Genomic DNA, 25,805 nt, shown 5'->3' with positions numbered 1-25,805 from the left:
TCACTCGGGCGAGCCGTCCAGCGGCTCGATCTCATCGGGGGCGAAGTACAGGTAGCGCCCGTACCATTCGTGCAATTCGGCTGCGGGGTCGTCCTCGGCGACCACACCGACGTGCACCCCGCCGTCCACGTCCTCGTGCACCGTGACCACCCTGGCGGTGCGGCCGGCATAGAACAGGTCCTGCGCGTCGGCGCGGCGCCCGGGATGCAACCGCACCCGGCTGCCCTTGCGCACCAGCACCCCGGCCACCGCCACCGCGTCGGTGTCGGGCGCAACGGCACTGTCGGCCATCGGATCCCACCAGTCGACGCCGTCGGCCAGCGTGGGCAGCACCCGTGGGGACGGGTCCTCCCGCAGCACGCCGTGCAGGGATCCCAGTCGCTCGGCGTCGAGCTTCTCGCAGCGATCGATGATCTCGGCGGCGAGCGGGTCGGTGGCGCGCGCCTCGCGCTTCTCGTCATCGGTCATGGTCAGCACGCGCAGCGCCAGGATCTCGTCGATCTCGGTGGAGTCGAACAGCGGGCCCTGGCTCTGCGGGGCGATCTCGGGATGGTCGTAGAGGATGATCGGGGAGACCAGCAGCAGCTCGTCCTGGCCGGGCGGGCCCGCCAGCACCGGGAAACAGCGGTGGTGGCAACAGCTTTGGACAGCATCCTCGGCGTCGGCAGGCGGATCGGTGAGCGAATGGAACCGCCCGCCGTCGAGTTCGACGATCAGGTGCGCGCCCAGCAGCGAGCGGGCCAGCGCGTCATCGGGGTCGGTGGCCGCCGCGCCGGTGTTGCGCAGGACGATGCCCACTCGGCGGTAGCCGCCGACGTCGTCCACCGACAGTTCGAGCTCGCCGCGGAGCGGTTCCCGGGTGCGCAGCAACGAGCCGACCACGCCGCCGGTGTCGTCACTGATCGCCGCACTCTCCTCGGCGCCGGGGACCGTGAACGGAAAAATGCTGTGCGCCAACGGTATCGGGCCGATGTCGTGCTCGTATTCGACGGCCTCGTCCCAGCTCAGCCAGGACCGACCGGCGGCATGGAGTTCCGCGACGGCGGTGCCGTCCGAGCTCCGGACCGTGCGCCGCTGCCGGTGCAGGAACCGCACCGCGACACTGATCCGCGCCGGCTCACCGGCCGTGACCGGGAACTGCGTCGCGAGCTCGGAATCCTCGCCCAGCCCGTCCGCGGCCGCCCGCTCCGGTCCGAGCACGCCGAACTGCCAGCGGCACACGTTCTTCCGGGCGCTCGCCCGGTACGGGTACAGCAGGTACCCCTCGTAGAGCACCGCGTCGGCCACCGCGCGCGCCGCCGCCCGTGCCGCGACATCGGCGCTCATCACGCACCCCCCGCGGCCAGCAACTCGCGCACCGCCTGGTCGTAGCCGAGCAGGCCACGACCGGATTTGAAGGCGGACAGCTCATCCAGTGTCTCCCGCGACAACCGCACCCAGCCCGTGTCCGGGAAGTGCGCGGCCATCAGATCCCGCCACACCGACACCGGCATGTCGAACCGGTCGTCGCGGTCCCACGGCACCTGCTGCACCGCGAAACCGGTTTCGCCCCTGATGAACACGGTGCCACTGAACAGGAACGACAGCGGGACCGTGCCGTCGCGCAGCGCGTGCAGATACTTCGAACCCGCGACCTCGAGGTCGTAGGTGCACAGCATCGGCAGATCCACCTCGGTGCCACCGCTGGCGAAGCCGGGAACCATTGTCGCGCAATGCATCCACAGGAAGGAGCGTTGGGTCTCGGCCCAGCGTTCCCGGGGACCGAACAGATCGGTCAGGCCCGCACCCTCCTCGTCGGTGTAGGAGCGGCGGTTCGGGTCGATACGCACCTGTGCGCGCAGGGCGATGGCGTGCACGGGCTCCTCGGACAGCGCGGCGATGCCGGTCCGCGCCGACAGGGTCGGCGTCACGGCATACGGTTCGGGCCGGATGCCCAGGACCGCGAAGGTGATCGAGTACGCCGGGCTCACGGGGTGCCTCCCACGACACGGGCCCGGGCGGTCATGGCGGCGAGGAATTCCTCGATGTAGTGGCGGGCTTCCTGCCCGCCGTCGAATCCGCGCCACAGCAACCGCATGTGCCCGACGAATTCGTAGCAGGCGTCGATCGGCAGCAGCAGGCAGGTCGGGGTGCCGCCGCGCTCGGGCAGGTGGATCAGCACGGCCTCGACATCGTCGTCGGCCTGTGCGAGCTCGGGATGCCGGTCCAGGATCGCGCTCCACTGGTCCAGCGGCAGTTCGGATTCGGTGGCGCCGGCCGGGCCGGGATAGAACGCCACCGTGCGGCCGAGCGTGGAGTTGCGGAAGAAGAAGGCCAGGCCGACCGGAATCTGCAGGGCGTCCCAATCCCCCGGGCCGATGCTGACCCCGGGGAAGGCGAGGCAGCGATCCGGGACCGCGCGATACCGCAGGTTCGCGGTGCGGTCGGTGAACAGCAGATAGCAGGCCCGGCAGACGCACATGAGTTGTCTGCCTTCGATATTCACGACGTGGCTGTGCGTCTCGGCGATGGTTTCACCGCACATCTCACACCGCTCCCCCGCCGGCGCCGGGGCGGGCCGGGACGTCGCGAGCCTGCGCAGCACGCCGAAGGCGGGATTCATCCGGCCGCCTCCATCGGCACCGCCACCTGCGGTGTGCCCGAACGGATCAGAACCGGGAGCGGTTCCAGATGACCGTCGCCGTCCAGGCGTGCGCCGGCGTGTACGACGTCGAAGTGGGCCCGGCAGACCGGGCAGCGCAGCACGGCCGCGCCGGCCCCGAACCCGGCCCGGCGATGCAGCGCCGCTCCCACCATCGAATTCCCGCACGACGGACAGTGATCGCGGTAGACGAACAGCTCGTCGCCGACCCGGCAGGCCACGACGGCCGCGCCGGCCAGCGCGAAACCACCCACCTCACCCGTGCCGAGCAGTGCCAGCTCGGGCGCCCCGATCCAGGTTCCGCCGTGCTCGCCGTTGGCGTGGACGCGGGCCAGCAGTGACTCCGCCGGGATCACGCCGGTATTCGAATCCGGTTCGGACGCAACCACTTCGATGGTCTCGATCTCCGGCGCGGCGGCGCGCACCGCGTCCTCCACCGCCAGCTCCAGGGTCACCCCGGAGGACGGGCAACTGCGGCAGCTGCCGGTGAAGGCCAGCCGCAGCACGCCGTCGGTCACCGCCACCACCGTCACGTCGCCACCGTGCGAGCCCAGGTATGGGCGCACTCCGTCCAGCGCCGTGCGCACGCGGGTGAGCGTGTCGTGCGGGTGCAGTCCGTGTACCAGCAGCAGGCTGGCGATCAGGTCGTCGGCCACCAGCCGTTCGACGGTCTCGGGATCGAGCAGCCGGATGGTCCGCTCGAGTCCCGCACCGTACAGGCCGACGATCTCACCGACCAGTTCCTCGGCGCGCTCCCGCGCCACGGGCCCGGCGGCGGAAATCGCACCCAGCAGGGTGTCGATCCGCTCGCCGGCCTCGCGCCAGCGATCGGTGTCCGCGGCCTGAGCGCGGTGGTCCTCGGATCGGTCGTTCACCGCGCTCGCCTCCTGGTACCGGCTCGACCGCTACTCAGCGGTCAGCGCCTGGGTGGGTGAGTGGAGCAGGTCCAAGGACTTGCCACCACCCAGGTACATGTGCACACCGCAGGGCAGGCAGGGATCGAAACTGCGGACGGTGCGCATGATGTCGATGCCCTTGAAGTGCTCCCGATCGTTCTCCTCGAAGATCGGCTGTCCCTGCACCGCGTCCTCGTACGGTCCCGGGGTTCCGAAACTGTCGCGCGGGCTGGCGTTCCAGGGTGTGGGCGGATACGGATGGTAGTTGGCGATCTTGCCGTCCCGGATCACCATGTGGTGCGACAGCACACCGCGCACGGCCTCGGTGAAACCGCAGCCGATGCTCTCGTCCGGCACCTCGAAATGCTCCCAGGTCTTCGTCCGCCCGGCCCGGATCTCTTCGAGCGCCTTCTCCGCGAAGTGCAGCGCGCACGCCGCGGCGTAGGCCTGGAAGTAGGTGCGGGCGCGGTTGCGCTCGATGGTGTTGCTGCCGAAAGCCGGTATCGTCCACTCCAATTCGACCGGACCCTTGAGCGCCGTCTTGGGCAGATTGATCTGCACGCTGTGGCCGGTGGACTTGACATAGCCGATGTCGACCATCCCCGCCAGGGCGGTGGACCACAGTCGCGCCAGCGGTCCGCCACCGGTGTCGAGCGCGAGATGTTCCTTGCCGTCGAACCAGCGTGGCGACATCACCCAGCTGTACTTGTCCTCCAGGTCGCGCTTCTGCGGGCTGGGGTTGGTGTGCTGATTCCAGGGGTGGCGGCGGTCCACCGGATTGCCCAGCGGATCGTTCTTGACGAACATCTCCTGGTCGGTCCAGTCCTCGTAATACGAACTGCCCAAGAGGATTCGGATACCGAGATTGATGTCCAGCAGTGAGTGGGTGATCAGTTTCCCGTCCACTATGACGCCGGGGGTCACGAACATCGCGTTGCCCCAGTTCTCCATGTCCTTGTAGTTGAAGTTGCACACCTCCGGATCCTGGAACGAGCCCCAGCAGCCCAGCAGCGTGCGCCGCAGGCCGACCCGGTTGTATCCGGGCAGCGCCGCGTAGAAGAAGTCGAACAGGTCGTCGTGCATGGGGACGACCTTCTTCATGAACTCGACGTAGCGCATGAGCCGGGTCATGTAGTCGGTCATCAACTGGATGGTGGCGACCGTGCCGACCCCGCCGGGGTACAGCGTCGACGGGTGCACGTGGCGGCCCTCCATGAGGCAGAACATCTCTCGCGTATAGCGGCTGACCTGCAGCGCCTCGCGATAGAACTCGCCGGTGAAGGGGTTGAGCGCCCGCATGATGTCGGCGACGGTGCGGTAGCCGTGCGCCTGCGCGTGCGGCGCCTCGGTCTTCTCGGCCAGGGCTAGCACGCCCGGGTTGGTCTCGGACACCATCTTCTCGCAGAAGTCCACGCCGACCAGGTTCTCCTGGAAGATGTTGTGGTCGAACATGTACTCGGCGGCCTCGCCCATATTGACGATCCACTCGCCCAGATTCGGCGGCTTCACCCCGTAGGCCATGTTCTGGCAGTAGCACGAACAGGTGGCGTGGTTGTCGCCGCAGATGCCGCAGATGCGGCTGGTGATGAAGTGCGCGTCACGAGGATCCTTGCCGCGCATGAAGATCGAGTAACCGCGGAAGATCGAGGAGGTGCTGTGGCACTCGACCACCTCCCGATTCTCGAAATCGATCTTGGTGTAGATGCCCAGGCTCCCGACGATGCGGGTGATCGGATCCCAGGCCATCTCGACGAGGGCATCCGGTTGGATCGTGCGGTGCGAGGGCTCGGGAATGATCTCGGTCATCGGATTGCCTTCCCTACCAGGTCCGGACCGCGCCGGAATCCAGTTTGTCTCCCTTGTGCCGCCAGCTCGGCTCCTTGTCCACGGTGCGGCCGGTGATGTGCCGCAGACTGCGAATCACCGAGCCGTACAAACCCGACGCGGTGGAGGACAACTTGCCGCCCGGCGGCTCGTCCATGAAGGGCATGAACTTGTCCGGGAATCCGGGCATGGTGCAACCGATACAGATACCACCGACATTCGGGCAACCGCCGACGCCGTTTATCCAACCGCGTTTGGGCACATTGCATTTCACGACCGGGCCCCAGCACCCCAATTTCACGATGCATTTCGGCGAGCCGTATTCGGTGGCGAAATCCCCTTGCTCGTAATAGCCCGCGCGATCGCACCCCTCGTGCACCGTCGCACCGAAAAGCCATTTGGGGCGCAATGCCTCGTCGAGCGGGATCATCGGGGCCTGGCCGGTGGCCATGTAGAGCAGGTAGGTCAGGGTCTCGGAGAGATTGTCGGGCTGGATCGGGCAACCCGGCACGCACACGATGGGTATGCCGGCCTTGCTCTTCCACTCCCAGCCCAGGTAGTCGGGGACGCCCATGGCGCCGGTCGGATTGCCGGCCATGGCGTGGATGCCGCCGTAGGTCGCGCAGGTACCGGCCGCGACCACTGCGGTCGCCTTCGGGGCCAGCCGATCGACCCATTCGCTGGTGGTCATGGGCTGGTTGGTCTCGGGATTGTTGCCGAACCCGCACCAGTAGCCCTCGACGTGCAAACGCTCGTTCGGGATCGACCCCTCGACGACCAGGACGAAGGGTTCGAGCTCGCCACGATCGGCCTTGAAGAACCACTCGAGGAAGTCGTCGGCTCCCCCGGTCGGGCCACATTCGTAATCGATGAGTGGCCAATGAACGGCGATCTTGGGCAGACCAGGCAGGGATCCGAGAGCTATCTCCTCGACACTGGGCTGGGTGGCGGCAGTCAGGGCCACCGAGTCGCCATCACAACTGAGTCCCGCGTTGATCCAGAGAACGTGGATCAGCGTCTGCTCCGCATTGACTGCTTCTTTAGTCGGCATGAAAAGGTGCCACCCTTCGAAGCGAAATGCCAGACGGTCGGGCGTCGCCGTTTTCTCGAAAACGACCGACCGGGATGTGAGCCTGATCACGTAAGTTTAGGCGCGGCCCGAGACCGCCTCAAGGGTCCGCTAAACAGGCACGCGCTGGGCGGACAGCCACTCGTACCACTGCGCGAGACCCGCCCCGGTGGACGCCGAGATCTCCAGGATTCGGACTCCGGGATTCACCGATCGCGCGAGCTCACCGAAGCGGTCCGGGTCGAAGTCGACGTAGGGCAACAGGTCGATCTTGTTGATCAGCACCAGGGTCGCCACCGAGAACATGTGCGGGTACTTCAGCGGCTTGTCGGTGCCCTCGGTCACCGAGATCACCACGACCTTGCCGCTCTCGCCCAGATCGAACAGCGCCGGGCACACCAGGTTTCCGACGTTCTCGATGAACAGCAGGCTGCCGGACTCCGGCGCGAGCAGGTCGAGGGCGCGGCGGGTCATGGCCGCGTCCAGGTGACAGCCGGCACCGGTATTGATCTGTGCCACCTTGCATCCCGTGGCCATGATCCGCTCGGCGTCGAGCAGGGTCTCCTGATCCCCCTCGATGACGGCGACCGGTCCCGCACCGAGTTCACGGATGGTGCGGACCAGCAGCGTGGTCTTTCCCGCACCCGGCGAGCTCGTCATATTGAGCGCGAGGATGTCGCGTTCGGCGAGCCAGGCCCGGTTCTCCTGTGCCAGCCGGTCGTTCTTGGCCAGGACCTGCTGTTCCAGCGTCACGGTCTCGGTGATCGGCAGGTGCACGTGGTCACCGCCGTGTTCGTGGCCGGCATGGTCGTGCCCCGGGTGCCCATGGTCGTGATGGGCGTGGTCGTCATGAGCATGGTCGTGCGGGTTGGGGACGGTGATCAGTCCGCCCGTCTCGCCACCGCATCCGCAGGTAGCACACATGGGTCGCTCACCTCCATGGATCGGATTCGCAGCTCCCGCCCGGCGGTCACCTCGACATCCGCGCTGCCGCAGGGGCACAGCAGCACAGGATCGGGCAGGACGAAGTCCCGGCCGCAGGCCCGGCACCGGGCCATGCCGGGAATGAGATGGATGTCCAGACGTGCGCCCGCCGCGACGGTTCCCTCGGCGGCCAGATCGAAGCAGAATCGCAGAGCGTCGGGGACGACGGCACAGAGTGCGCCGATCTCGAGCGTCACGCTATGGACGGTGCGGCCGGCCGCGTGTTCGCCGACGGCATCGATGACACTCTGGGTAATCGCCATCTCGTGCACAACGACTCGTCTCGTCGAGAAGAACCCCTACCGAGAAGGACCCCTATCAAGCTACTCCCGAGCCGTGCCCCGCACACCACCTCACCCCTGCGGCTCATTCCCCGGCTTCAGGTTGCCGCGCGGTGGTCCACTTTTCCTCGAGGCCACCGTAGTGCCAGGTCAGCAGGGCAATGGCCCAGGTGAGGACGAACAGGCCGACCACGAGGAAACCGACCACATTGAGGTCGAGTCCGCCGACCCAATCCCAGACGCCGCCGGTCCAGCCCAATTGGCCGACGAGCAGGCCGAGCAGCTCGATGGTGCCGATGATCAGGGCGACCGCGACGGACAGCGCCGTGACGGTGATGTTGTAGTAGACCCTGCGCACGGGTTTGGCGAAAGCCCACCCGTAGGCGAAGTTCATGAAGCCGCCGTCGACGGTGTCCAGCAGGCTCATACCGGCGGCGAACAGAATCGGCAGACACAGAATCGCGTACCAGGGCAGGCCCACCGCCGCGCTGGTGCCGGCCAATACCAGCAGCGCGACCTCGGTGGCGGTGTCGAAGCCGAGACCGAACAGCAGCCCGATCGGATACATCTGCCAGGACTTGGTCACCGACCTCGTCACCGGCCCGAGCAGCCGATTCACCAGACCACGCTGTGCCAGCTGCTGCTCCAGCTCGGCCTCGTCGTGGCCGCCGCCGCGCATGCGCCCGAAGACCCGCAGAATCCCCACCAGCACAACGAGATTCAGGATCGCGATGAGGTAGAGGAACGTCCCGGATACCGTCGTGCCGATCAGTCCGGTGTAGTGATGCAGGGCCGAGGAGTCGTTCTCGATCGGCCCGGCAATGACCCGCACGCCCATCGAGAGCAGCAGGGCCAGCACGAAGACGACCGTGGAATGTCCGAGAGAGAAGAAGAATCCCACCGACAGCGGACGTTGCCCATCGTGCATGAGCTTGCGCGTGGTGTTGTCGATGGCAGCGATGTGGTCGGCGTCGAACGCATGCCGCATACCCAGGGTGTACGCGGTCAGGCCGACTCCGATGCCGAGGGTGCGGTCACCGACGCTGAGATGCTGTGGGGCGACGAGCGCGACCAGTGTGAACCAGCCCAGCACATGCAGGCCGACGATCATCCCGGCCATCGCCGCCATTTGCAGCGATTCCTGCCGGGTCAGTGCCAGGGGCTTCGTCAACGCGCGAAAGGGCCTGCGCTGCTGCGTTGTTGATGCCACGATCTGCCAATCGACGCACACCGAACCCTCTGACGGTAAACCCGCGCTCGCCGGTGCTGCAACCGACTGTTCGCGTACCGCGGGGCGCGGCCCGGAAACCGCTGACCGTCATTGCTCAGGTACTCGCTCGTGGGCGGTCAGCAGCAGGTGGTCGAAGTGGGTGCGAATCGGCTTCGCCGCGTCCGCCAGAGCTTGCAGGTCCTCCATCAATTGCGCGGCCAGGGCACGCAGCTTGGTGTTGGTCTCCTGCGATCGCCAGGCGAGCACCCGGAACGCCGCCTCGGCGCTGACACCGTAGACCAGCATGATCGCGCCCTTGGCCTGCTCGATCACCGCACGCGCGGCATACAGCTCGGGCAGGCTGTCGTCGAGAGCCTCCTGACGGTGCTCAGCCAGCGCATCGGTCACGTCGATGTAGAAACCGGCCGATCCGACAACCCGATCCTGGCCGTCGACCATCTGATCACCCACCACGATCACGTCGTGCACGTTCCCGCCGGTATCGATGATGCGGTGGCGGCTCGAGAACGGCAGCGCATCGTTCACCGAACGCGCGATCATGCTCGCGACCTGGACACGATCCTCGGGATGCTTGTGCGAGAGCAGCAGATCAGTGGTCGGCGACACCGCGCCCGGCGGGTAGCCGTGCATCACCGCCACCTCATCGGACCACTCCCACCGCTGGTCACCGAACCAGAAGCGAAAGCTACCGACGCTCTGCGGGCGACCCGCGCCCATCACCCGTCCGAGGATCTGCGCATCATCCGGAGGGGCCTCGCCGCCTTGGGTCACAGCCGAATTATCCGTTGCCGCACCGGCACGGGGAGCAGTTCGACACGGCCGACACCACAGCGAGACGCCGGCCGGTCATCCCGGACTGCCGCCGGAATTTTCCGCAGCCCACGCCGCTATCTGGGCGCGCGAGGTGAAACCCAATTTGGCCAGGATGTGTTCGACGTGCCCCTGTGCGGTGCGTTGCGAGATCACCAGACGTGACGCGATCGCTCTGTTCGTCAGACCTTCCGCGACGAGGTCGGCGACCTGCCGTTCACGTTTCGTCAGCTGCTGCGGCGAACTATCGGGTGCGGGGGACGGTTCGTCGAGCGCGAGCCGTACGGCCGAGTCGAGACTCATCGCGGAACCTTCCTGGCGGGCCCGGTCGAAGGCTCGTGCGCCGAGCGCCTGCCGGCTGCTCCGCATGCACTCGGTACGGTATGCGAGCAGATCACGGACCATGAGCGTCGCGGTGCCGGCGAGGCGCCCCAGCTTGTCCGCTGCGCCCATCAGGACCGCCGCACGGCGAGGTTCGTTCCGGTCGGCTGCAATCCAGGCCAGCGTCTCCAGACAACCCGCGGCGACGAGCGGATCGGATGTCAGTGCGGACAGCCGAACGCCTTCCTCCAGCAGGTGCTTGGCGCGTTCGACGTCGCCGTCGCGCCAGACGGCGAAGCCCGCCGCGAACAACGCCCATGAGCGATAGATCGTTTCGCCGCAGGCTGCTGTCGTGGCGAGCGTCTTCTCGTGGCAGGCGACGGCCCGGGCAGCATCACCGCCCAGGGCATAGGCCCAGCCGAGGGACAGTTGAGCGTCCAACTGCATTCCGAGCTCACCGCACGCCTCGTAACTGCGGACCACATCGGTCAGCAGGGCAACCGCGTCGGACTCGCCGACATTGCCGCGGGCGAGCGCCTGATTTGCCTCGGCGTGGTTGACCAAGGCTCCGACCAGCGGTTCCACTGTCTGCTCGGCGAGTACGCGGAGCTCCGTGAACCGGTCGTTGGCGGTCTGCAGGTCGCCGGTCAAACCCGCGATCGTGCCGGCGGCGAACAGTGCCCTGGCTCGGTCCGCGGTCCGGCCGTCGAGCGAATGGCCGAGCACGCGCTCATACCAGCGACGGCCCTCATGCAGCCGCCCCCGCAAGCCCCAGAAAAGGTACAGGTTCGTGGTCATCCCGAGCCCGCCTTCCTCGGACTCGGACAGGCTGAAGTCCAATGCCTCTCGAAGATTCGGCAGTTCCCGCTCGAGCCGGGCAACCCAATCCAGTTGATGCGGGCCGATGAAATTGGCGCCGGCCTCGCGTACCAGTTGTTCGCACCAGTCCCGATGCCGCCGGTGCAGGTCCGGGAACCGACCGGACTCCTCGGCCTTCTCCCGGCCGAATTCCTGCACCGTCTCGAGCATCCGGAAGCGCACCGCCCCCTCGGCTTCCTGCCGGACCAGGATCGATTTGTCCACCAGCGCGGACAAGGTATCGAGCACCTGGGACTCGGTCATGTCATCGGCGCACACCTGCTCGACGGCGTCGAGTTCGAAACCTCCGGCGAACACCGACAAGCAAGCCCACAGCCGCTTCTCGTCGGGTGTGCACAGGTCATAGCTCCAATTGACGCAATACCACAGCGTCTGCTGCCGCTTCGGCGTTCCCCGGCCACCCCGGGTCAACAGGGCGTACCGGTCGCTCAGCCGGGTCTGGATCTGCTCGACCGACATCGTGCGCAGGCGCGCCGCGGCCAGCTCGATCGCCAACGGCAATCCGTCCAGCCTGGTGCAGATCTGGGCAATGGCACGCTGGTTCGCTTCGGTCATCTCGAACCCCGGCACCGCCGCGGCGGCGCGTTCGACGAACAGTGCCACCGCGTGGGAGTGCGCCAGCGCCCGCTCACTGGTCGAATCGGGAATCCCGAGCGGCTGCACCGGATACACGGTTTCCCCGCCGATCCCCAGCGCCTCCCGGCTCGTGGCCAGGATTCGCACATTCGGACACGCCCGCAGCAGCGCCTCCGACAGCTTCGCGGCCGCGTCGACCACGTGCTCACAGTTGTCCAGCACCAGCAGCAGCTCATACGGTTCCAGCGCCTCCACCAGCGTGTCGAGCACGGATATGACACCTTGGCTTCGTATTCCGAAGACAGCGGCCACCGCATCGGCCAGCAGAGCGTCATCGCGCAGCTCCGCCAACTCGACCAGCCACGCCCCGTTCGCGAACCTCTGCCGGACCTTGTGAGCGACTCGCTGTGCGAGCCTTGACTTTCCGACCCCGCCGATCCCGGTCAGGGTCACCAGACGCGACCCTGGCAGCAGATTGCCGACCTCGGACAACTGGGTCCGTCGATCGACGAAGCTGGTCAGCTCGAGCGGCAGATTCCCCGTCCCCTCATGCAATCCGTCGCTGCGAATACGCGGAACTCCTTGCGGCCCTGACGGTTCCGAACTCACCAGCGATTCGGATTCGGAGCCCGATTCGTCGCGCACCGCCATCTCGTCGACCGCGAAACCGTGCTCTCGCTGTATTCGGCGCAGTTGCTCGCCCAACAGCGTTGCGGTAGGCCGGTCGTGCGGGTCGCGAGACATCGCCGCGTCGATCACTGCGCGTACGTCCCAGGGGATACCGATTTCACAGCGGTCGGGATTCGAGGGGCCGGTGATCCGCACGAACTGGGTCGCCGCCGGCTCACCGCGGCCGCGTTCGAATCCGACCTGGCCGGTGAGAGCACCGAGCAAGGTGGCTCCCAGCCCGTAGACATCCGAGCCGCGGCTGGGTGCCTGTCCACCGAGCACCTCGGGCGCGGTGAAGGCCGGCGAGCTGGCGATGAGGTCGGCATCGGTCTCGAACTCGTCGGAGACGTGGGCGAGACCGAAGTCGGTCAACGCCGGCTCGTCGTAGTCGGTGAGCAGAATGTTCGCCGGCCTGATATCGCGGTGGAGAACTCCCGCTCGATGTGCGGATTCCAGCGCCCCCGCGATCCTCACCCCGATGTGAAGCGCGTCCGCGAGAGGCAGCCGACCGTCGTCGCGGATACGTTCAGCCAGCGAGCCTCGGGAAAAATACGGCATGACCAGATAGGGACGACCGCTGCCCGTTTGCCCGACCTCGAACATGCTGACGATGTTCGGATGCCCGGTGAGGCGACCCATCGCCCGCTGCTCGCGGAAGAACCGCTCCCGGTCCTCCTCCAGTTCACCGGTGAGGACCTTCACCGCCACCGTGCGGTCGACGGCAACCTGGGTGCACCGGTAAACAGCCCCGAGACCGCTCCGCCCGATCTCATGGGCGTCGTCGAACCCGGCAGCGCTCAGCTCCGTGACGACGTCGGGACCGGCATCACGCTGCGTTTCGATTGGAACACTTTCAGCCATCGGTAACTCGTAATTCGCAGCAGCGGACACCAGCAAGAATATCCCTGCGCGAGTGGTCAGACCATCACGAAAAATGCTCGCGACCGGCCGTGACCGCACTCCGTGGATGCTGTTGGTGCCCGGGTGGCAAACTCTGCCATTCCCGACACGGGTACCGGCCGGTGCGGCGGATCGAGCCGAGAGCCGGAAAAGGGTGAGTCCCGGAAATAGGTATGTCTCCGGGAGATCGGCCGTCGTGCCGAAGCAAGCCCGCAATCGATGCTGTCTTCACTGCCGACGCGGCCGATTCCCCCGGAAACGCCGCCAGGGCTCTCTCGCCCCGCAGGTCGCAATGGAGCGACATGTGCCCGGCATCGAAATTCCTGAGGAGGAACTCAATGGCCACCGGACGCCGTCCCCGGACCGCCCTTCGCTTCGCCGTTTATGCCCTGGCAGCCGCATCATTGTCGATCACGGCAACCGCCGAGGCCTCGGCACTCGTCCCGCAATCACCGGCACAGACCACTCCAGCAGCCATGAGCACTACCGGCATAAAGGTTTCGGCCGAGTCCGGCGTGTACGGTTCCGACCTCGACGGCTGGATCCGTCAGGCACTGGATATCATGGCCGCACAAGGCATTCCGGGCAGCTACGACGCCATCCACCGCAACATCATGCGCGAATCCGGAGGAGACCCCGGCGCCATCAACCTCTACGACACCAACGCCGCCAGCGGCACCCCCTCCAAAGGCCTGCTCCAGGTCATCGACCCAACCTTCCAGGCCTACCACGTCGCCGGAACCTCCTGGGACATCTACGACCCCGTAGCCAACATCACCGCCGCCTGCAACTACGCAGCCGCCCGCTACGGCTCGATGGACAACGTCAACTCGGCATACTGATCGTCGATAACCCGGCCCTCGACGCAAGGGCGTGATCCTCGACTTCGGCCCGGCAATCTCGCACCGTCGCGAGGTTGTCGGGCCGAGCCTCAGCCAGCCACGCCGTGGCGTCACGCTCGCAGGGGCGGAACAGGTCGGCTCGGCTCGCTTGCTGTCGGCGGTGACTACGCTGCCGATCCGGCGGTATTGCGGTGTGAGCCAGCGCTTTTCGAGGTGGTGGCCTCGGCCCCGACGGTGTCTCGACTCTTCGCCTTCGAGCTTCCCCGGGTACCGGATCTCATTGCCGGCCGGCCCGGTCGATCACTCTGTCGTTCGGGCGTCTTCTGCGATCCAGGCCGCGATCTGCGCGCGGGAGGTGAATCCGAGTTTGGTGAGAATGTGCTCGACGTGGCCCTGGGCGGTGCGTTGGGAGATCACCAGTTTGGCCGCGATCTGCTTGTTGGTGAGGCCTTGCGCGATGAGGTCCGCGACCTGGCCCTCACGCTTGGTGAGAGCCGCGGCCGGACCCGATGCGGCCATGGCGTCGGCAGGTGTCTCGCCGAGTACGTAAGCTACGGCATCGTCCATCCCCATCGCTCGGCCTTTGCCGGAGGCCACATCGAATCTCCGGGCGCCGAGAGCGGATCGCGTTGTCCGGACACATTCGTCGTGATTGTCCACCATTGGCAAGATGGGCGCAGGGTTACCGAAGGACCGCCGTCCTTCTTCTGCGGCTCCCATCAGTACGGCTGCACGCTCGGCGTCACCGTTGGCACCGGCGACCCAGGCCAGCACCTCGAGGCTCAACGCGGCAACGAACGGACTGCGCATTCGCCGGTTGACTCGCAGTGCGTCCTCGAACAATTCGGTTGCCCGGGACCGTTCACCTTGCCGCCAGGCGGCAACGCCCAGGCCCCACAACGCTAGCGACCGGAAGTACGATTCACCGACCTCTTCGGTGATGGAAATCAACTTCCGGTAACACTGGATCGCCACTTCTGTATCACCGGCCAGTGCGTGCACCCCGCCGAGTCGGGCCAAAGCAGCAGCGTAAAGGGATCCTTGCCGATTCGAGCTGAGCATCCTGACAGCGCGTTCCAAGCAGGAGACCGCCAGAGCAAGCTCACCGCGATAGAGCGCCACGATACCGTCGGCATAGGTGATCAGTGCCCGGGTCATCGGGGTGGGAACCCGTTCGGCGAGCACGCGTCCCTCCTCGGCAAGGGCGGCAGCCGCCGGCACGTCGCCCTGCACCGCTGCCATGATGCAGCCGGCGTGAAGGGCTTTAACACGGTCGGGTACGGATTGCCGGGCCGGGTGGTCGAGGAGCCGGTCGATCCAACGCCGACCTTCGCTGTACAGACCTCGGAAAGTCCAGAACACGAATAGTGCTGCGGCGGTCTGCAGTCCGGCTTCGGCCGCCTGCTCGGTGTTCTCGGCCAGGCTGTATTCGAGCGCGTCGCGCAGGTTGGGTTGTCCGCGTTCGAGCCTGGCGTTCCAGTAGGGCTGCCGGTCGCTGATCCACCCGGCCTCCGCGGCCAGCGCTACTCGGTGGGACCAGTGGAGGTGCCGGCGCCGTAACTGCTGATCCTCACCGGACTCGCGCAGCTTCTGTCGGCCGTAGTCGCGAAGTGTCTCCAGCATCCGGAACCACACCACACCATCCGACTCGTCGCGGATCACGATCGACTTGTCCACCAGCGAGGACAGCACATCGAGCGCATTCTCCGGAGCCAGATCGACGCCGCACACCTGTTCAGCGGCGTCGAGTTCGAAGCCTCCGACGAATACCGACAACCGGGCCCACAACCGCTGCTCGATCGGGGTGCACAGCCCGTAGCTCCAGTCGATACACCACTGCAGTGTCTGCTGCCGCGCAGGTGCGGTACGGCTCGCGCGCCTCAGCAGTGCATATCGATCGTCGAGGCGCTGCAGGATCTGCTCGGGCGACATCATCCGCATCCGCGCTGCGGCCAGCTCGATCGCCAGCGGCAATCCGTCCAGCCGAGCGCAGATCCGGGCCACGGTGGCCTTGTTGTCTTCCGACAATTCGAAACCTGGCACGACCGCGGTCGCGCGGTCGACGAACAGCGTGACTGCGTCGTACCGCAGCCTCCCTCGCAGTGACGGCTCCCGATCCGGGTCCGGCACCGTCAGCGGCGGCACCCGCAGCACCGCCTCGCCGGCGATATCGAGCGGCTCGCGGGTGGTGACCAGAATCCGCAGGTCCGGACAGCTCCGCAACCATGTCCCGACCAGTTCCGCCACCGCCGCCACCAGCTGCTCGCAGTTGTCCAGCACCAGCAGCGACTTGCGCGTGGACAGGAACTCGACCAACACCTCGGGCAACGGCCGCGCCGGATCGTCACGCAACCCCAGGATGGCTGCCACCGCGTTGACCAGCAGGGACGGGTCGTGGACATCGGCCAACTCGACCAACCACACCCCGTCGGCGAACTCCCGGCGCGTGGACACCGCCGCCCGCAACGCCAGCCGGGTCTTGCCGACACCGCCGATCCCGGTCAACGTCACCAACCGGGCCGCCGACAGCAGATTCTTCAACTCCGCCAGCTCGACGCGGCGGTCTACGAAACTGGTCAACTCCAGCGGCAATGTGCCTGCACTTCGGGAAATCGGCGGCACCGGCGGGCGCCACCCCGGCGCGGCGGGCTTGCGGTCCCGGCGCTCCTGGGTCGGTTCGGGTTGCAACGCCATCTCGTCCACGGTGAACCCGTGGTGGCGCTGCGCCCGCTGGATCGCCTCCCCCAGCGCCGCTGCCGACGGCCGTTGGAGGGGATCGCGACTCATCGCCGCCGCGACCATCACGGACACGTCGGCAGGGATGCCGCTCTCGCGCAGGTCCGGCACCGGCTGGGTGGTGATCCGCAGGAACTGGGTCACCACGTTCTCCCCGCTGCGACGTTCGAACGCCGCATGCCCCGTCAAGGCGCAGAACAGGGTGGCGCCCAGCCCGTAGACATCCGCGGCGGGCGTAGGATCCTGGCCCTCGAGCACCTCCGGGGCCGTGAAGGCCGGCGACCCGGTCAGAGTTCCTGCGGTCGTCTGGAACCCCCCGGCGATCCGCGCGATACCGAAATCCGTCAGCGCGGGCTCGCCGTACTCGGTCAGCAGCACATTGCCCGGCTTCACATCCCGATGCACAATGCCCAACCGATGCGCACTCTCCAGCGCCCCGGCCAACTTCACCCCGACCCACAACACCGTCTCAACCGGCAGCGGACCCTGCCCACGGATCCGTGCATCCAGAGAGCCGACCGGGTGATACGGCATCACCAGATAGGGCCGTCCGCCCTCGGTGACACCCGCCTGCAGCATCGTCACGATGTTCGGATGCCCGGTCAGCCGACCCATCGCGCGCTGCTCCCGGAAGAACCGTGCCAGGTTCTCTTCGTCCAGCTCGGCGGTCAGGATCTTCACCGCCACCGTCCGATCCAGCTCGGTCTGTGTGCAGCGATAGACCACACCGAAACCGCCCCGCCCGATCTCCTCGGCATCCTCGAACCCGGCTGCGGCCAATTCGTCCGTGACCGGCTCGAACACGTCACGAACTGTCAGGAACCGATCGTCCTCACTCATCAGCGGCCCACCATCCACCGGCGTCCCGGCACCGAGCAACACCCGCCAAATCCTCGTCAACGCACAGCGTATCCCCGCCAGACCTCGGCAACCGAGCTATCGGGAAGGCGCTCCAGAGTTGGAAAACGCGATTCGAACAGCCGAATTCAGGGACACGGGCCGGCCCGTTCCCGCAGCCGGGTGACGGGTCTCCGCCGCTAGTGCGGACCCCCACACGCGGATTGAGCGAGAAGCAGAAATAGGTATGTCTCGGGGAGATCGGCCGTCGTGCCGACACAGGCCCGCAACCAATGCTGTCTTCACTGCCGACGCGGCCGATTCCCCCCGGAAACGCCGCCAGGGCTCTCTCGCCCCGCAGGTCGCAACGGAGCGACATGTGCCCGGCACCGAAATTCCCGAGGAGGAACTCAATGGCCACCGGACCCCGTCCCCGCACCCGGACCGCCCGCCGTCTCGCCGTCTACGCCCTGGCAGCCGCATCACTGACGATCACGGCAACCGCCGAGGCCTCGGCACTCGTCCCGCACACACCGGCACAAACCGTTCCGGCAGCCATGAGTCTTTCCGGCAAGGTTTCGGCGGAATCCGGCGTGTACGGTTCCGACCTCCACGGCTGGATCCGTCAGGCACTGGATATAATGGCCGCACAAGGCATTCCGGGCAGCTACGACGCCATCCACCGCAACATCATGCGCGAATCCGGCGGAGACCCCGGCGCCATCAACCTCTACGACTCCAACGCAGCCAGCGGCACCCCGTCCAAAGGCCTGCTCCAGGTCATCGACCCGACCTTCCAGGCCTACCACGTCGCCGGAACCTCCTGGGACATCTGGGATCCCGTAGCCAACATCACCGCCGCCTGCAACTACGCAGCCGCCCGCTACGGCTCCATGGACAACGTCAACTCCGCATACTGACCCTCGGAAGCCCGGTCATCACCTCGGACGACGTGCGCTCCCGCCTCGAATCGGACTGAGCCGCACCATAATCCGAGCTGTTGCTGGAGGCCGTCGGTGCCGGTGCTGCCTCGAGATGGCGGCACCGGTACCGGGTGGTCAGCGCGCGCTGTGCGGGAGCGTGGTGCGTTCGACGCGGCTGGCGGCGATTCGCTCCGCCGCCAGCCGGGTGGCCCGTGCGTCGTCACCGGTCAACCGGCCGAGAATTCGGCTCAACGGCCTGACTTCACCGAATCCGCCCCAGTGTCCCTCGGGAATCTCGGTGGGGAACACCCAGATTCGGCCGGGATCACGCGGCCACGCGCCGCCCTCCGCATCGAGTATCGCCGCGGTGACCTCTGCGATGACGCCGGCTCGCTTGGCGGTGTCCAGTTGTCCTTCCGGGACCGACGGGACCACTTTGTACCGCGGCATGTCGGCGGGTGCGCCGCCGACGTAGACCGCTGCCGGGCGGTGCAGGAACACCCACGAGACCGAGCGCGTGACCGGATCGGCGGGGTCGAATCCCTCATGGCGGATGAGGATTTCGGTGATCTGATTCATCAGCGCCGCTTCCCGCTCGGCCGTGAACGTGCCCTCCGGAATGTAGACATCGAGCATCGGCATGCCGACGACCTCCTAGATTTAGTTTCTAAACTCAGATGAACGAACGCTAGGGTCGCTGAGTGGAGATTGTCAACCTAGCCCGATAGGGTGGCCACATGGACCCGGATCGCCGAATCGACACCGCCAACTGCTCGGTGGGACGCGCGCTGTCGGTAGTCGGCGAACGCTGGTCGCTGCTGATCGTTCGAGAGGCCATCGATGGCGCGACTCGCTTCAGCGACTTCCGTGGCCGCTTGGGTATCGCCAGCAACCTGCTTTCCGCCCGGCTCGACAGCCTGGTCGAAGCCGGTGTGCTGCAACGCATCCCATACCAGGAGCCGGGCTCCCGGCAGCGCTACGAGTACCGGCTCACCGAGCGCGGCCTCGACCTGCGGCCGACCCTGGTGGCGTTGCTGGAGTGGGGCGACAAGTATCTGGCCGATCCGCAGGGGCCGTCGGTCGTGATCCGCCATCACACCCCCGGCGCCGACCACGACTGCGAAGCCCCGGTCCGGCTCGTCCTGGAATGCGCCGCGGGCCATGCCCATCTACCCCCAGCGGCCATCCACCGCACCCCCGGCCCGGGCGCCCAATTCGTGAAATCGTGATCAGCTGCGAGCGCCGCCGTGATCGGTCCAGGCAATAGCGCGCAGCGGAAACGAGCCCATCCCGCGCACCGGCGCCGGCAGTGCGACCAGCCTGGCACCGATGTCGGGGACCACGTCCAGGTTCGTCATCTGCTCGATGATCGGGATTCCCGCCCCGAGCAATGCGTGGTGACACGGTCGCGTGGGCAGCGAGATGTCGTCGATGTCGAGCGAGTCGATTCCGACCACCGCCACATTCGCAGCGACCAGCGCCTCCGCGACCTCACCGATCAGGAACGGATGCCCGGGGCCCCGGTACGACGGCGACCCCCACCGAGCCGACCATCCGGTGTGCACGAGCACCGCCTTGCCCCACAGCCGTGCCGGGTCACCGAGCACATCCGGTCCCACCGCGCGCATGCCGGCCGCTCGGATCATCACGATCGGTACATTGAGCAGCCGCTCCAGCGGCAACTCGGCGATATCGGCACCATCGGCATGGAAATGGAAGGGCGCATCGATATAGGTGCCGGTGTTGCCGACCATATCCACCCGCGCGATGTCATAGGCCATGTCGATCAGTGGCGACTGCTGACGCGAAACATCTGTGGTGACCCGCGGTCCCGTCAATCCCGGATAGGTGAGCATGCCGTCCGAGATCGGATGGGACAACTCCACAGTTGTCTTGCTCATGCCAGGAACCGTACCTCCATCCCGCTGTTCACGGTGACGCCGGCAGGGTGCTCGCGGCAACGCCCAGCGCGACCACACGCGCTCCCCAGAACGGTTGATCCATATGGAATGGACACACCACATTGGGCACACCGGCCCGCAGCCCCGTTCCGGTTGTCCCGGCCCCGCCGTGGTGAACCACTGCGGCGGTCCGTGGAAAGAGCCATTCATGCGGAAGCCGACCCACGAACATGTCGGTGCCATAGCGGCGGGGATCAACGCCACCCAACGCGCGTAATTGCCGCCGGGCCTTTGCCGTCGGACCACACCTGCCAGGCCGGGCTGGGCATCAACTCTTCGAAATCGATGCTCAACGGGCTGTGGTCCAGTCCAGCCTCCGCGGCGAGAGAGGCATAGCGCTTGCTGGTGACCAGCCGGACCTGGTGGCCACGCAGCCGCAGTTCCCTGCCGAGCAGGGTCGCGGGTGCGATATCGCCCCGCGATCCGAGTGCGTGAATGATGACCGGACCGGGCATGAACTGCAGGGCGCTCCTTCCTCGTCGGGCTCAGTCTCTGCGAACCAGCAGTCGATAGCAGTTGCTCCTGCTTCCATCGCGCAGCGCCGCCTTGATCGCCTGATCGACCAGCCCGCCTGCGAGGATTACCGGTGCCCCCACTGTCCAGGTCCCAACACTCCACAGCCGACGGAAACGGGTCGCGGCGAGCGGCGACCACGTAGACAGGTCCGGCGTGAGCGAGGCGACTCGGAAGAGCGTGGATCCGCTGAAGTCCAAAGGCATCTGAGCTTGCGCACGTTGTTCGGCGACGGAGGTGAAACCCCGTGCGGCCAAAGCCGTTCGGAGGTTGCCGAGCGGGAACAGGTGCTGGTGCTGCGGCTGCGACCAGCCCGGCCAGTACCGCCCTAGTAGCCGCGCCAGCGGCCACTCGGGATCGGGAACCTCGATGAGCAGATAGCCACCGGGCGGCAACACCCGCGCCGCGGCATCGAGCTCGGCGAATGGTTCGCGCGTGTGTTCCAAGTAGTGGTGCATGCTGACCACGTCGTAGCGCCCAGCCAATTCCTCCGCCAGCTCGGGAAAGAACCCGCGAAAGCCGCGAGAGACCCAGCCGCGCTGCTGCGCCCGCTCAATGTTCACGCTCATGTCCAGCCCATCGAAAACCGTCTCCGGCCACACCGCGCGAGCGGCATTGCAGAAGTGGGCCTGCCCCGTGCCGACATCCAGCCAGCGCTTGGGTGTGGTGAACGGAGCCAACATCATCGCCCGATCCCGATAGACCGGCGCCGTCACGGTAAAGGCGAAATCCGCCATTGCCGCACCGGAACCGTCGTAGAAGTCGCGGTAGTAGAACTCCAGGCCGGCCACGGACAGCCGCGGATTCTGGAAAACATGGCCACACTCCAGGCACTTGTCCAGCCGAAAGATTCCGGGCTTACGCTGGCTGAAGTCCGGCGATTCGACCCATTTCCTCAGCACATGACCGCCACACCACGGGCAGGTCTCTCGACGTGTCTCGAAGAATCGCGCCGTACCGGACGCGAGATCCCGCGCGTAGCGTTGCCTGGCAGCAGCGGCCTCCGCGCGCTCCCGCTCCTGTTCCGGCGAGCGCCACGTGCCCAGAATCGTCCTGATCCAGGTGTATGGCTCACGCACCGGCCGCAGCCAAGCGAAAGCCAGGTCTCGCGGACGGAGCGGGCCACCCGACACGACGAGATAGGGCTGCGTGCAGTACACCAGTACCGCCGCCGCACCCCAGCCACGATGGGCGCAGCACCCGGCGGCCAGCAGCGCGTATCGGACCACGAGGGGAGTCAATGCCCACACCCCAGGAAATCCGGTCGCTTCCAGAGCGGCTCGCCGCTTGCCGAGGTCGACATCAACCGCCGCGAGGTGGGGAGTCACCACCAGATCCGTGTCCGCGGGGGCACATCGTTTTGCCTCGGCGGTGAACCTGGTGATCTGCACCGGATCCAGGGCGGCGATCTTGTCGAGCTCGGCTCGTTCCAACACCGCGGGCTGAATCGCAAGGGCATGTGCCGCACCGCGGCCGGGACACAGCCGCGCGGTGCGGTAGGTGGTGGGATCCACTACCCGGGCCAGATCGAGCGCGGCTTCGACAGGCAGGTCCGCCGGCACCAGGTCAAGCACCGCCACCCCGTGTTTGCGTGCATAAACAGCGGCCGCGCGCTGCATGGCGTCGTCCAGAGCGACTCCTTCCGCAGTAACGAAACGCAGGCTCGCACCGACCGGCTCGTCGGCCGGCGCCAAGGTCCGCAACGCGGATATCCGGCGGCGCAGCCTCCACCCGTTCCAGATCAGCCCACCGGTAACCAGCAGCGGCAACACTCCAGACAGTCGTGGGCGGCTCATGCCAATTTCTCCAGGGAGTCGGCTGCGGCCACGGCACCGCCGGCGGCCTTGAAGGAGGCTTGCACCCGTAACGCCGCCCGGTGGTACGACGGGTCGTCGAGGACCGTCACTATCGCCTCGCGCAGCTCGGCGGCCCGCACCCGGCCGAACTTCACCCTGATCCCGGCTCCAGCGCGCTGGACCTGCCCCGCGACGACCGGGTTGTCATCGCGGATCGGCGCTACCACCAGCGGCACTCCGAAAGCGAGGGCCTCGCAGGTCGTGGTGTGCCCTGCGTGGCACACCACGAGGTCGAGATGGGGCAGCAGTTCCAGATAGGGCACGAAGTCGCGCACCAGCACATCCGCCCCGGACGAGTCGATCGACCCTGGTGGGGCGGCCACGATCAGCTGGATTCGATCCGTCATGGGTTCCACTGCCTCGATCGCCGTGGAAATGAAGCGCTGCCCAACGTCGCCGGCGACGGTCCCGAGCGTCAACAGCACATGGTGGCGGGCCGGGTCGAGCCGATCCCAAGGGAAGTCGCCGCCACCACGCGGATAGATCGAGGGTCCGACGAACCGATAGTGGTCGGGGAACCGCTCGAGCGGGCCGACAAGCGCCGCCGTCGTGAAGGCGAGCACCAGGTGCTCGGAGAAGCGCAGGTCGCCCGCCTCGGAGGTGTCCGCACCCAGATCATCGAAACGGCGCACAAAGCCGTTGACTCGCTCGGTGACCCAGGCCTGCAGTTTGGGCCCCGGGGCGTCGACCAGCTCCGCGGACATGATCGCCAAAGTTGCCCATGGCAGGCGACGAGCGCGGGCGACGAGCGCGCCCGCGAGAGTGTGCTGGTCCACAGCCATCACGTCGGGGCAGAAGTCGTCGACCGCTGCCTCGACACCCGCCACCATCGAGGTGGCGAGCGGGATCAGGAACTCCTCCCACAGGAACCGGAACGCCGTCGGCCCACGCATCCCCTGCCGACGGCTCTGCATCGACTCCCCCCACTGCCGCGACCCCACCGGTTCGGCGGCTCCGTCGTCCGGGTAGCCCACCTCGATCAGGCGGGCCCCAGCGGGCAGCATCGGCCTGATGTGGTCGACGTGGCCGGCCCAGGCGACCACGTGACCGCGGTCGACCAACTCGGCTCCGACCGCCGCGGTCGGGTGGACGTGCGCGGCGAGCGGAGGCACAACGAACAGGAACCGGCTCATGGGACACCTTCTCCCGCCGCTGGAGGGAGTTCGGCCGGGCCTTGTCCATCGTCCATCCGGGCGAGCACCCGGTAGGCATCGCCCCGACTCGCATGGCGGGTGACCCCGTCGAGGATCTGGTCGGCCACCATGCCGACGGCGATCAGCGGCGAGCCCGCCAGCCAAACGCCGGCCTGCCAGAGTCGACGCGGGAGCGTCGCAGCGGACTGCGACCACGGATAGTCCACATGCGGCATGAGATCCCGCAGGAACAGCCCGGCCGCGACGGTGACGCCGCCACCGATGTGGGCTCGGCCGCGCTCCTCGGCGACAGTCGTGAACCCCCGCTCGCCCAGGGCCCGCTCGAGGTTCGCGACGGGGAACATGTGCAGGTGTTGCGGCTGGAACCAGGGCAGCCAGTACCGTCCGAGGAGCCGACCCAATGGCCACTCGGGATCGGGCACCTCGATTTGGAGGTAGCCCCCGGGCCGCAGTATTCGAGCCGCCGCATCCAGCTCGGCCAATGGCTCGCGCGTGTGCTCCAAGTAGTGGTGCATGCTCACTACGTCGTACCGGCCCGCCAACTGCTCGATCAGCTCGGGGAACTGCCCCCGGTAGCCCCGCGAGACCAGACCCCGCTGCTCGGCCTCCTCGATACAGTTCGACATATCCAGCCCGTCGAACAGCGTCCGAGGCCAGACCACGCGGGCGGCGGCGCAGAAGTGGGCGTGGCCGGCCCCGACATCCAACCACGACTCGGGCGTGGTGAACGGTGCGAGCATCGCGGCCCGGGCCTGATAAACGTCCCTCGGATAGGGGTGCTCGAAGGCGGCCTCTTGCCACTCCGCGCCGAGGCCGTCGTAGAAGTCGCGGTAGTAGAACTCCAGACCTGCTGCGGTCAGCCTCGGGTTCTGGAAGATGTGCCCGCACTGCCGGCACTGCTCCAGCGTGAACCGTCCCGGCTTGTGTTTGATGACATCGGGCATGGCCACCCGGACCGACAGGTCGGTCCCGCCGCACCAGGGACAGCTGGTCCGGCGGGGTTCGAAGAATCTCCCGATCCCGGCCGCCAGGTCGGCGGCGTACCCGGGCCGGCGCTCCGCCACCAGCGCGCGTCTGGCCATCGCCTGGGGCGAGGGACCGCTCAGGGCACGCCACCAGCGCCGCGGAGCACGGATCAAACGCAGCAGTACCGCACGGTGCAGATCGGGCGGGGCAAGGGGGTCGTGTCGGCCTGCGAACACCAGGTAGGGCTGAAGACAGAACATTGCGGCGGCGATCAGGCCCCGGGCCGGATTTGCCAGCACGCTCAGAGCCAAAGCTGCGTACTGAACACCCGGCAGCGCCGAGCGGACCTGGTACTCGAACGGGTAGAGCACCCGCGCGAGTGCGCGGCACTTGTCGGTCTGCTCGGGCAGCGACCGCAGACCCGGCGCAACCACCACCTCGGTCGAGGCGTAGGCCTGCCGTTTGAGAAGAATCGTGATCCGGGCCAGCTCGGTCTGCTCCAGCTCACCGACCTGCGCAACACCTGCATGGTGGAGAACAGCCCGGTCGGCGAGAATCGCGTGGTGGGCTCCTCGCCCGAGCGCGAAGGCGTCGCCCCGGAAGGTAGCCGGGTTGATCCGCCGTCCCAGGTCCATCGCCGGATCAACCGACAGATCCGCCGGGACCAGGTCGACGACGTCCAAACCCTGGCAGCGGGCGAAGGCACTCGCGGCCCGCCTGGTGTCCTCGTCCAGCTCCACACCGGTCGCGACGAGAAAACTGTGGCCATCCGCAACGGGTTCCGTGGCCGGCTCCAGCACGGTCAGGCGTCGCAGGCGCCGGCGCAGCCGGATACCGTTGACGAGCACTCCGGTCGCGAACAGCAGGGGAAACCAATCGGCCCACCGCCCTCGACCCCCTATGAGCGAATCCATGTCGGGCACCCCTTCCAGTGGT

Annotated in this window: 22 protein-coding genes; 3 read left to right on the top strand and 19 right to left on the bottom strand. The window is 67.1% G+C overall.

The features are described 5' to 3' along the window. The 11 genes from ACFXIV_RS22125 to ACFXIV_RS22075 all read right to left on the bottom strand — a co-directional run bounded on the left by ACFXIV_RS22125 (position 1) and on the right by ACFXIV_RS22075 (position 13,042). The gene (locus tag ACFXIV_RS22125) at positions 1-1,326 is read right to left on the bottom strand and encodes a hypothetical protein (RefSeq protein WP_379396210.1); all 1,326 of its coding nucleotides are present in this window, start codon (positions 1,324-1,326) and stop codon (positions 1-3) included. Further along, positions 1,326-1,970: a DUF6084 family protein gene (locus ACFXIV_RS22120; protein WP_379396212.1), complete on the bottom strand. Its 645-nt coding sequence runs from the start codon at positions 1,968-1,970 to the stop codon at positions 1,326-1,328. Before ACFXIV_RS22120 ends, ACFXIV_RS22125 begins: the two co-directional genes overlap by 1 nt. Continuing rightward, the gene (locus ACFXIV_RS22115; protein WP_379396214.1) at positions 1,967-2,602 is read right to left on the bottom strand and encodes a DUF5947 family protein; all 636 of its coding nucleotides are present in this window, start codon (positions 2,600-2,602) and stop codon (positions 1,967-1,969) included. The genes ACFXIV_RS22120 and ACFXIV_RS22115 overlap by 4 nt, the downstream gene beginning before the upstream one ends. Next, positions 2,599-3,516, bottom strand: coding sequence for a NifU family protein (locus ACFXIV_RS22110; RefSeq protein WP_379396216.1), 918 nt, complete (start codon positions 3,514-3,516; stop codon positions 2,599-2,601). Before ACFXIV_RS22110 ends, ACFXIV_RS22115 begins: the two co-directional genes overlap by 4 nt. Positions 3,517-3,546: 30 nt before the next feature. Continuing rightward, a complete protein-coding gene (locus tag ACFXIV_RS22105) occupies positions 3,547-5,343 on the bottom strand; it encodes a nickel-dependent hydrogenase large subunit (RefSeq protein ID WP_379396218.1) in 1,797 nt (598 codons plus the stop codon). A 13-nt stretch (positions 5,344-5,356) separates the two neighbouring features. Further along, complete coding sequence (locus ACFXIV_RS22100) at positions 5,357-6,412, bottom strand: hydrogenase expression protein HypE (protein WP_379388030.1); 1,056 nt, start codon at positions 6,410-6,412, stop codon at positions 5,357-5,359. Positions 6,413-6,541: 129 nt separating this feature from the next. Next, complete coding sequence (gene hypB / locus ACFXIV_RS22095; protein ID WP_379396220.1) at positions 6,542-7,354, bottom strand: hydrogenase nickel incorporation protein HypB; 813 nt, start codon at positions 7,352-7,354, stop codon at positions 6,542-6,544. Beyond that, on the bottom strand, positions 7,312-7,686 hold the full coding sequence (locus ACFXIV_RS22090) for a hydrogenase maturation nickel metallochaperone HypA (RefSeq protein WP_379396222.1): 375 nt from the start codon (positions 7,684-7,686) through the stop codon (positions 7,312-7,314). Before ACFXIV_RS22090 ends, hypB begins: the two co-directional genes overlap by 43 nt. 94 nt (positions 7,687-7,780) lie before the next feature. Then, the gene (locus ACFXIV_RS22085; RefSeq protein WP_379396224.1) at positions 7,781-8,866 is read right to left on the bottom strand and encodes a HoxN/HupN/NixA family nickel/cobalt transporter; all 1,086 of its coding nucleotides are present in this window, start codon (positions 8,864-8,866) and stop codon (positions 7,781-7,783) included. Positions 8,867-9,013: 147 nt separating this feature from the next. After that, on the bottom strand, positions 9,014-9,697 hold the full coding sequence (locus ACFXIV_RS22080; RefSeq protein ID WP_379396226.1) for a PAS and ANTAR domain-containing protein: 684 nt from the start codon (positions 9,695-9,697) through the stop codon (positions 9,014-9,016). Between the two features lie 75 nt (positions 9,698-9,772). Further along, complete coding sequence (locus tag ACFXIV_RS22075) at positions 9,773-13,042, bottom strand: protein kinase (protein ID WP_379396228.1); 3,270 nt, start codon at positions 13,040-13,042, stop codon at positions 9,773-9,775. A gap of 377 nt (positions 13,043-13,419) precedes the next feature. Between ACFXIV_RS22075 and ACFXIV_RS22070 the strand changes: the two genes are divergently transcribed. After that, positions 13,420-13,923: a transglycosylase SLT domain-containing protein gene (locus tag ACFXIV_RS22070; protein WP_379396230.1), complete on the top strand. Its 504-nt coding sequence runs from the start codon at positions 13,420-13,422 to the stop codon at positions 13,921-13,923. 300 nt (positions 13,924-14,223) lie between these two features. Here the strand turns inward: ACFXIV_RS22070 and ACFXIV_RS22065 are convergent, their stop codons facing one another. Beyond that, complete coding sequence (locus ACFXIV_RS22065) at positions 14,224-17,499, bottom strand: protein kinase (RefSeq protein ID WP_379396232.1); 3,276 nt, start codon at positions 17,497-17,499, stop codon at positions 14,224-14,226. A gap of 410 nt (positions 17,500-17,909) precedes the next feature. Between ACFXIV_RS22065 and ACFXIV_RS22060 the strand changes: the two genes are divergently transcribed. Beyond that, a complete protein-coding gene (locus tag ACFXIV_RS22060) occupies positions 17,910-18,416 on the top strand; it encodes a transglycosylase SLT domain-containing protein (protein ID WP_379396234.1) in 507 nt (168 codons plus the stop codon). Between the two features lie 138 nt (positions 18,417-18,554). Here ACFXIV_RS22060 and ACFXIV_RS22055 read toward each other — a convergent pair whose 3' ends face one another. Beyond that, positions 18,555-19,061 carry a 4-oxalocrotonate tautomerase family protein gene (locus ACFXIV_RS22055; RefSeq protein WP_379396236.1) on the bottom strand — a complete coding sequence of 169 codons (507 nt, stop codon included), beginning with the start codon at positions 19,059-19,061 and terminating at the stop codon, positions 18,555-18,557. 95 nt (positions 19,062-19,156) lie between these two features. On the opposite strand from ACFXIV_RS22055, the gene ACFXIV_RS22050 reads away from it, so the two are divergent. After that, the gene (locus tag ACFXIV_RS22050) at positions 19,157-19,648 is read left to right on the top strand and encodes a winged helix-turn-helix transcriptional regulator (protein WP_379396238.1); all 492 of its coding nucleotides are present in this window, start codon (positions 19,157-19,159) and stop codon (positions 19,646-19,648) included. Here the strand turns inward: ACFXIV_RS22050 and ACFXIV_RS22045 are convergent, their stop codons facing one another. The 6 genes from ACFXIV_RS22045 to ACFXIV_RS22020 are packed head-to-tail and all read right to left on the bottom strand — an operon-like array spanning position 19,649 to position 25,783. Further along, complete coding sequence (locus ACFXIV_RS22045; RefSeq protein ID WP_379396240.1) at positions 19,649-20,320, bottom strand: cyclase family protein; 672 nt, start codon at positions 20,318-20,320, stop codon at positions 19,649-19,651. A gap of 28 nt (positions 20,321-20,348) precedes the next feature. Further along, the gene (locus ACFXIV_RS22040; RefSeq protein WP_379396242.1) at positions 20,349-20,552 is read right to left on the bottom strand and encodes a glycosyltransferase; all 204 of its coding nucleotides are present in this window, start codon (positions 20,550-20,552) and stop codon (positions 20,349-20,351) included. Positions 20,553-20,574: 22 nt separating this feature from the next. After that, positions 20,575-20,835 (bottom strand): glycosyltransferase, encoded by a 261-nt coding sequence (locus ACFXIV_RS22035; RefSeq protein WP_379396244.1) that lies wholly within the window; start codon positions 20,833-20,835, stop codon positions 20,575-20,577. Between the two features lie 30 nt (positions 20,836-20,865). Continuing rightward, positions 20,866-22,689, bottom strand: a complete 1,824-nt coding sequence (locus ACFXIV_RS22030; RefSeq protein WP_379396246.1) for a class I SAM-dependent methyltransferase — start codon at positions 22,687-22,689, stop codon at positions 20,866-20,868. Next, positions 22,686-23,882 (bottom strand): glycosyltransferase, encoded by a 1,197-nt coding sequence (locus ACFXIV_RS22025; RefSeq protein ID WP_379396248.1) that lies wholly within the window; start codon positions 23,880-23,882, stop codon positions 22,686-22,688. The genes ACFXIV_RS22030 and ACFXIV_RS22025 overlap by 4 nt, the downstream gene beginning before the upstream one ends. Continuing rightward, positions 23,879-25,783, bottom strand: a complete 1,905-nt coding sequence (locus tag ACFXIV_RS22020; protein ID WP_379396250.1) for a class I SAM-dependent methyltransferase — start codon at positions 25,781-25,783, stop codon at positions 23,879-23,881. Before ACFXIV_RS22020 ends, ACFXIV_RS22025 begins: the two co-directional genes overlap by 4 nt. Positions 25,784-25,805: the final 22 nt, after the last annotated feature.

It is taken from the genome of Nocardia sp. NPDC059236 (assembly GCF_042754085.1).
In the GTDB taxonomy this organism is placed as follows: Bacteria; Actinomycetota; Actinomycetes; order Mycobacteriales; family Mycobacteriaceae; genus Nocardia.
The sequence above is the reverse complement of the archived record's forward strand: the minus strand, read 5'-3'. Positions and strand labels throughout refer to the sequence as shown.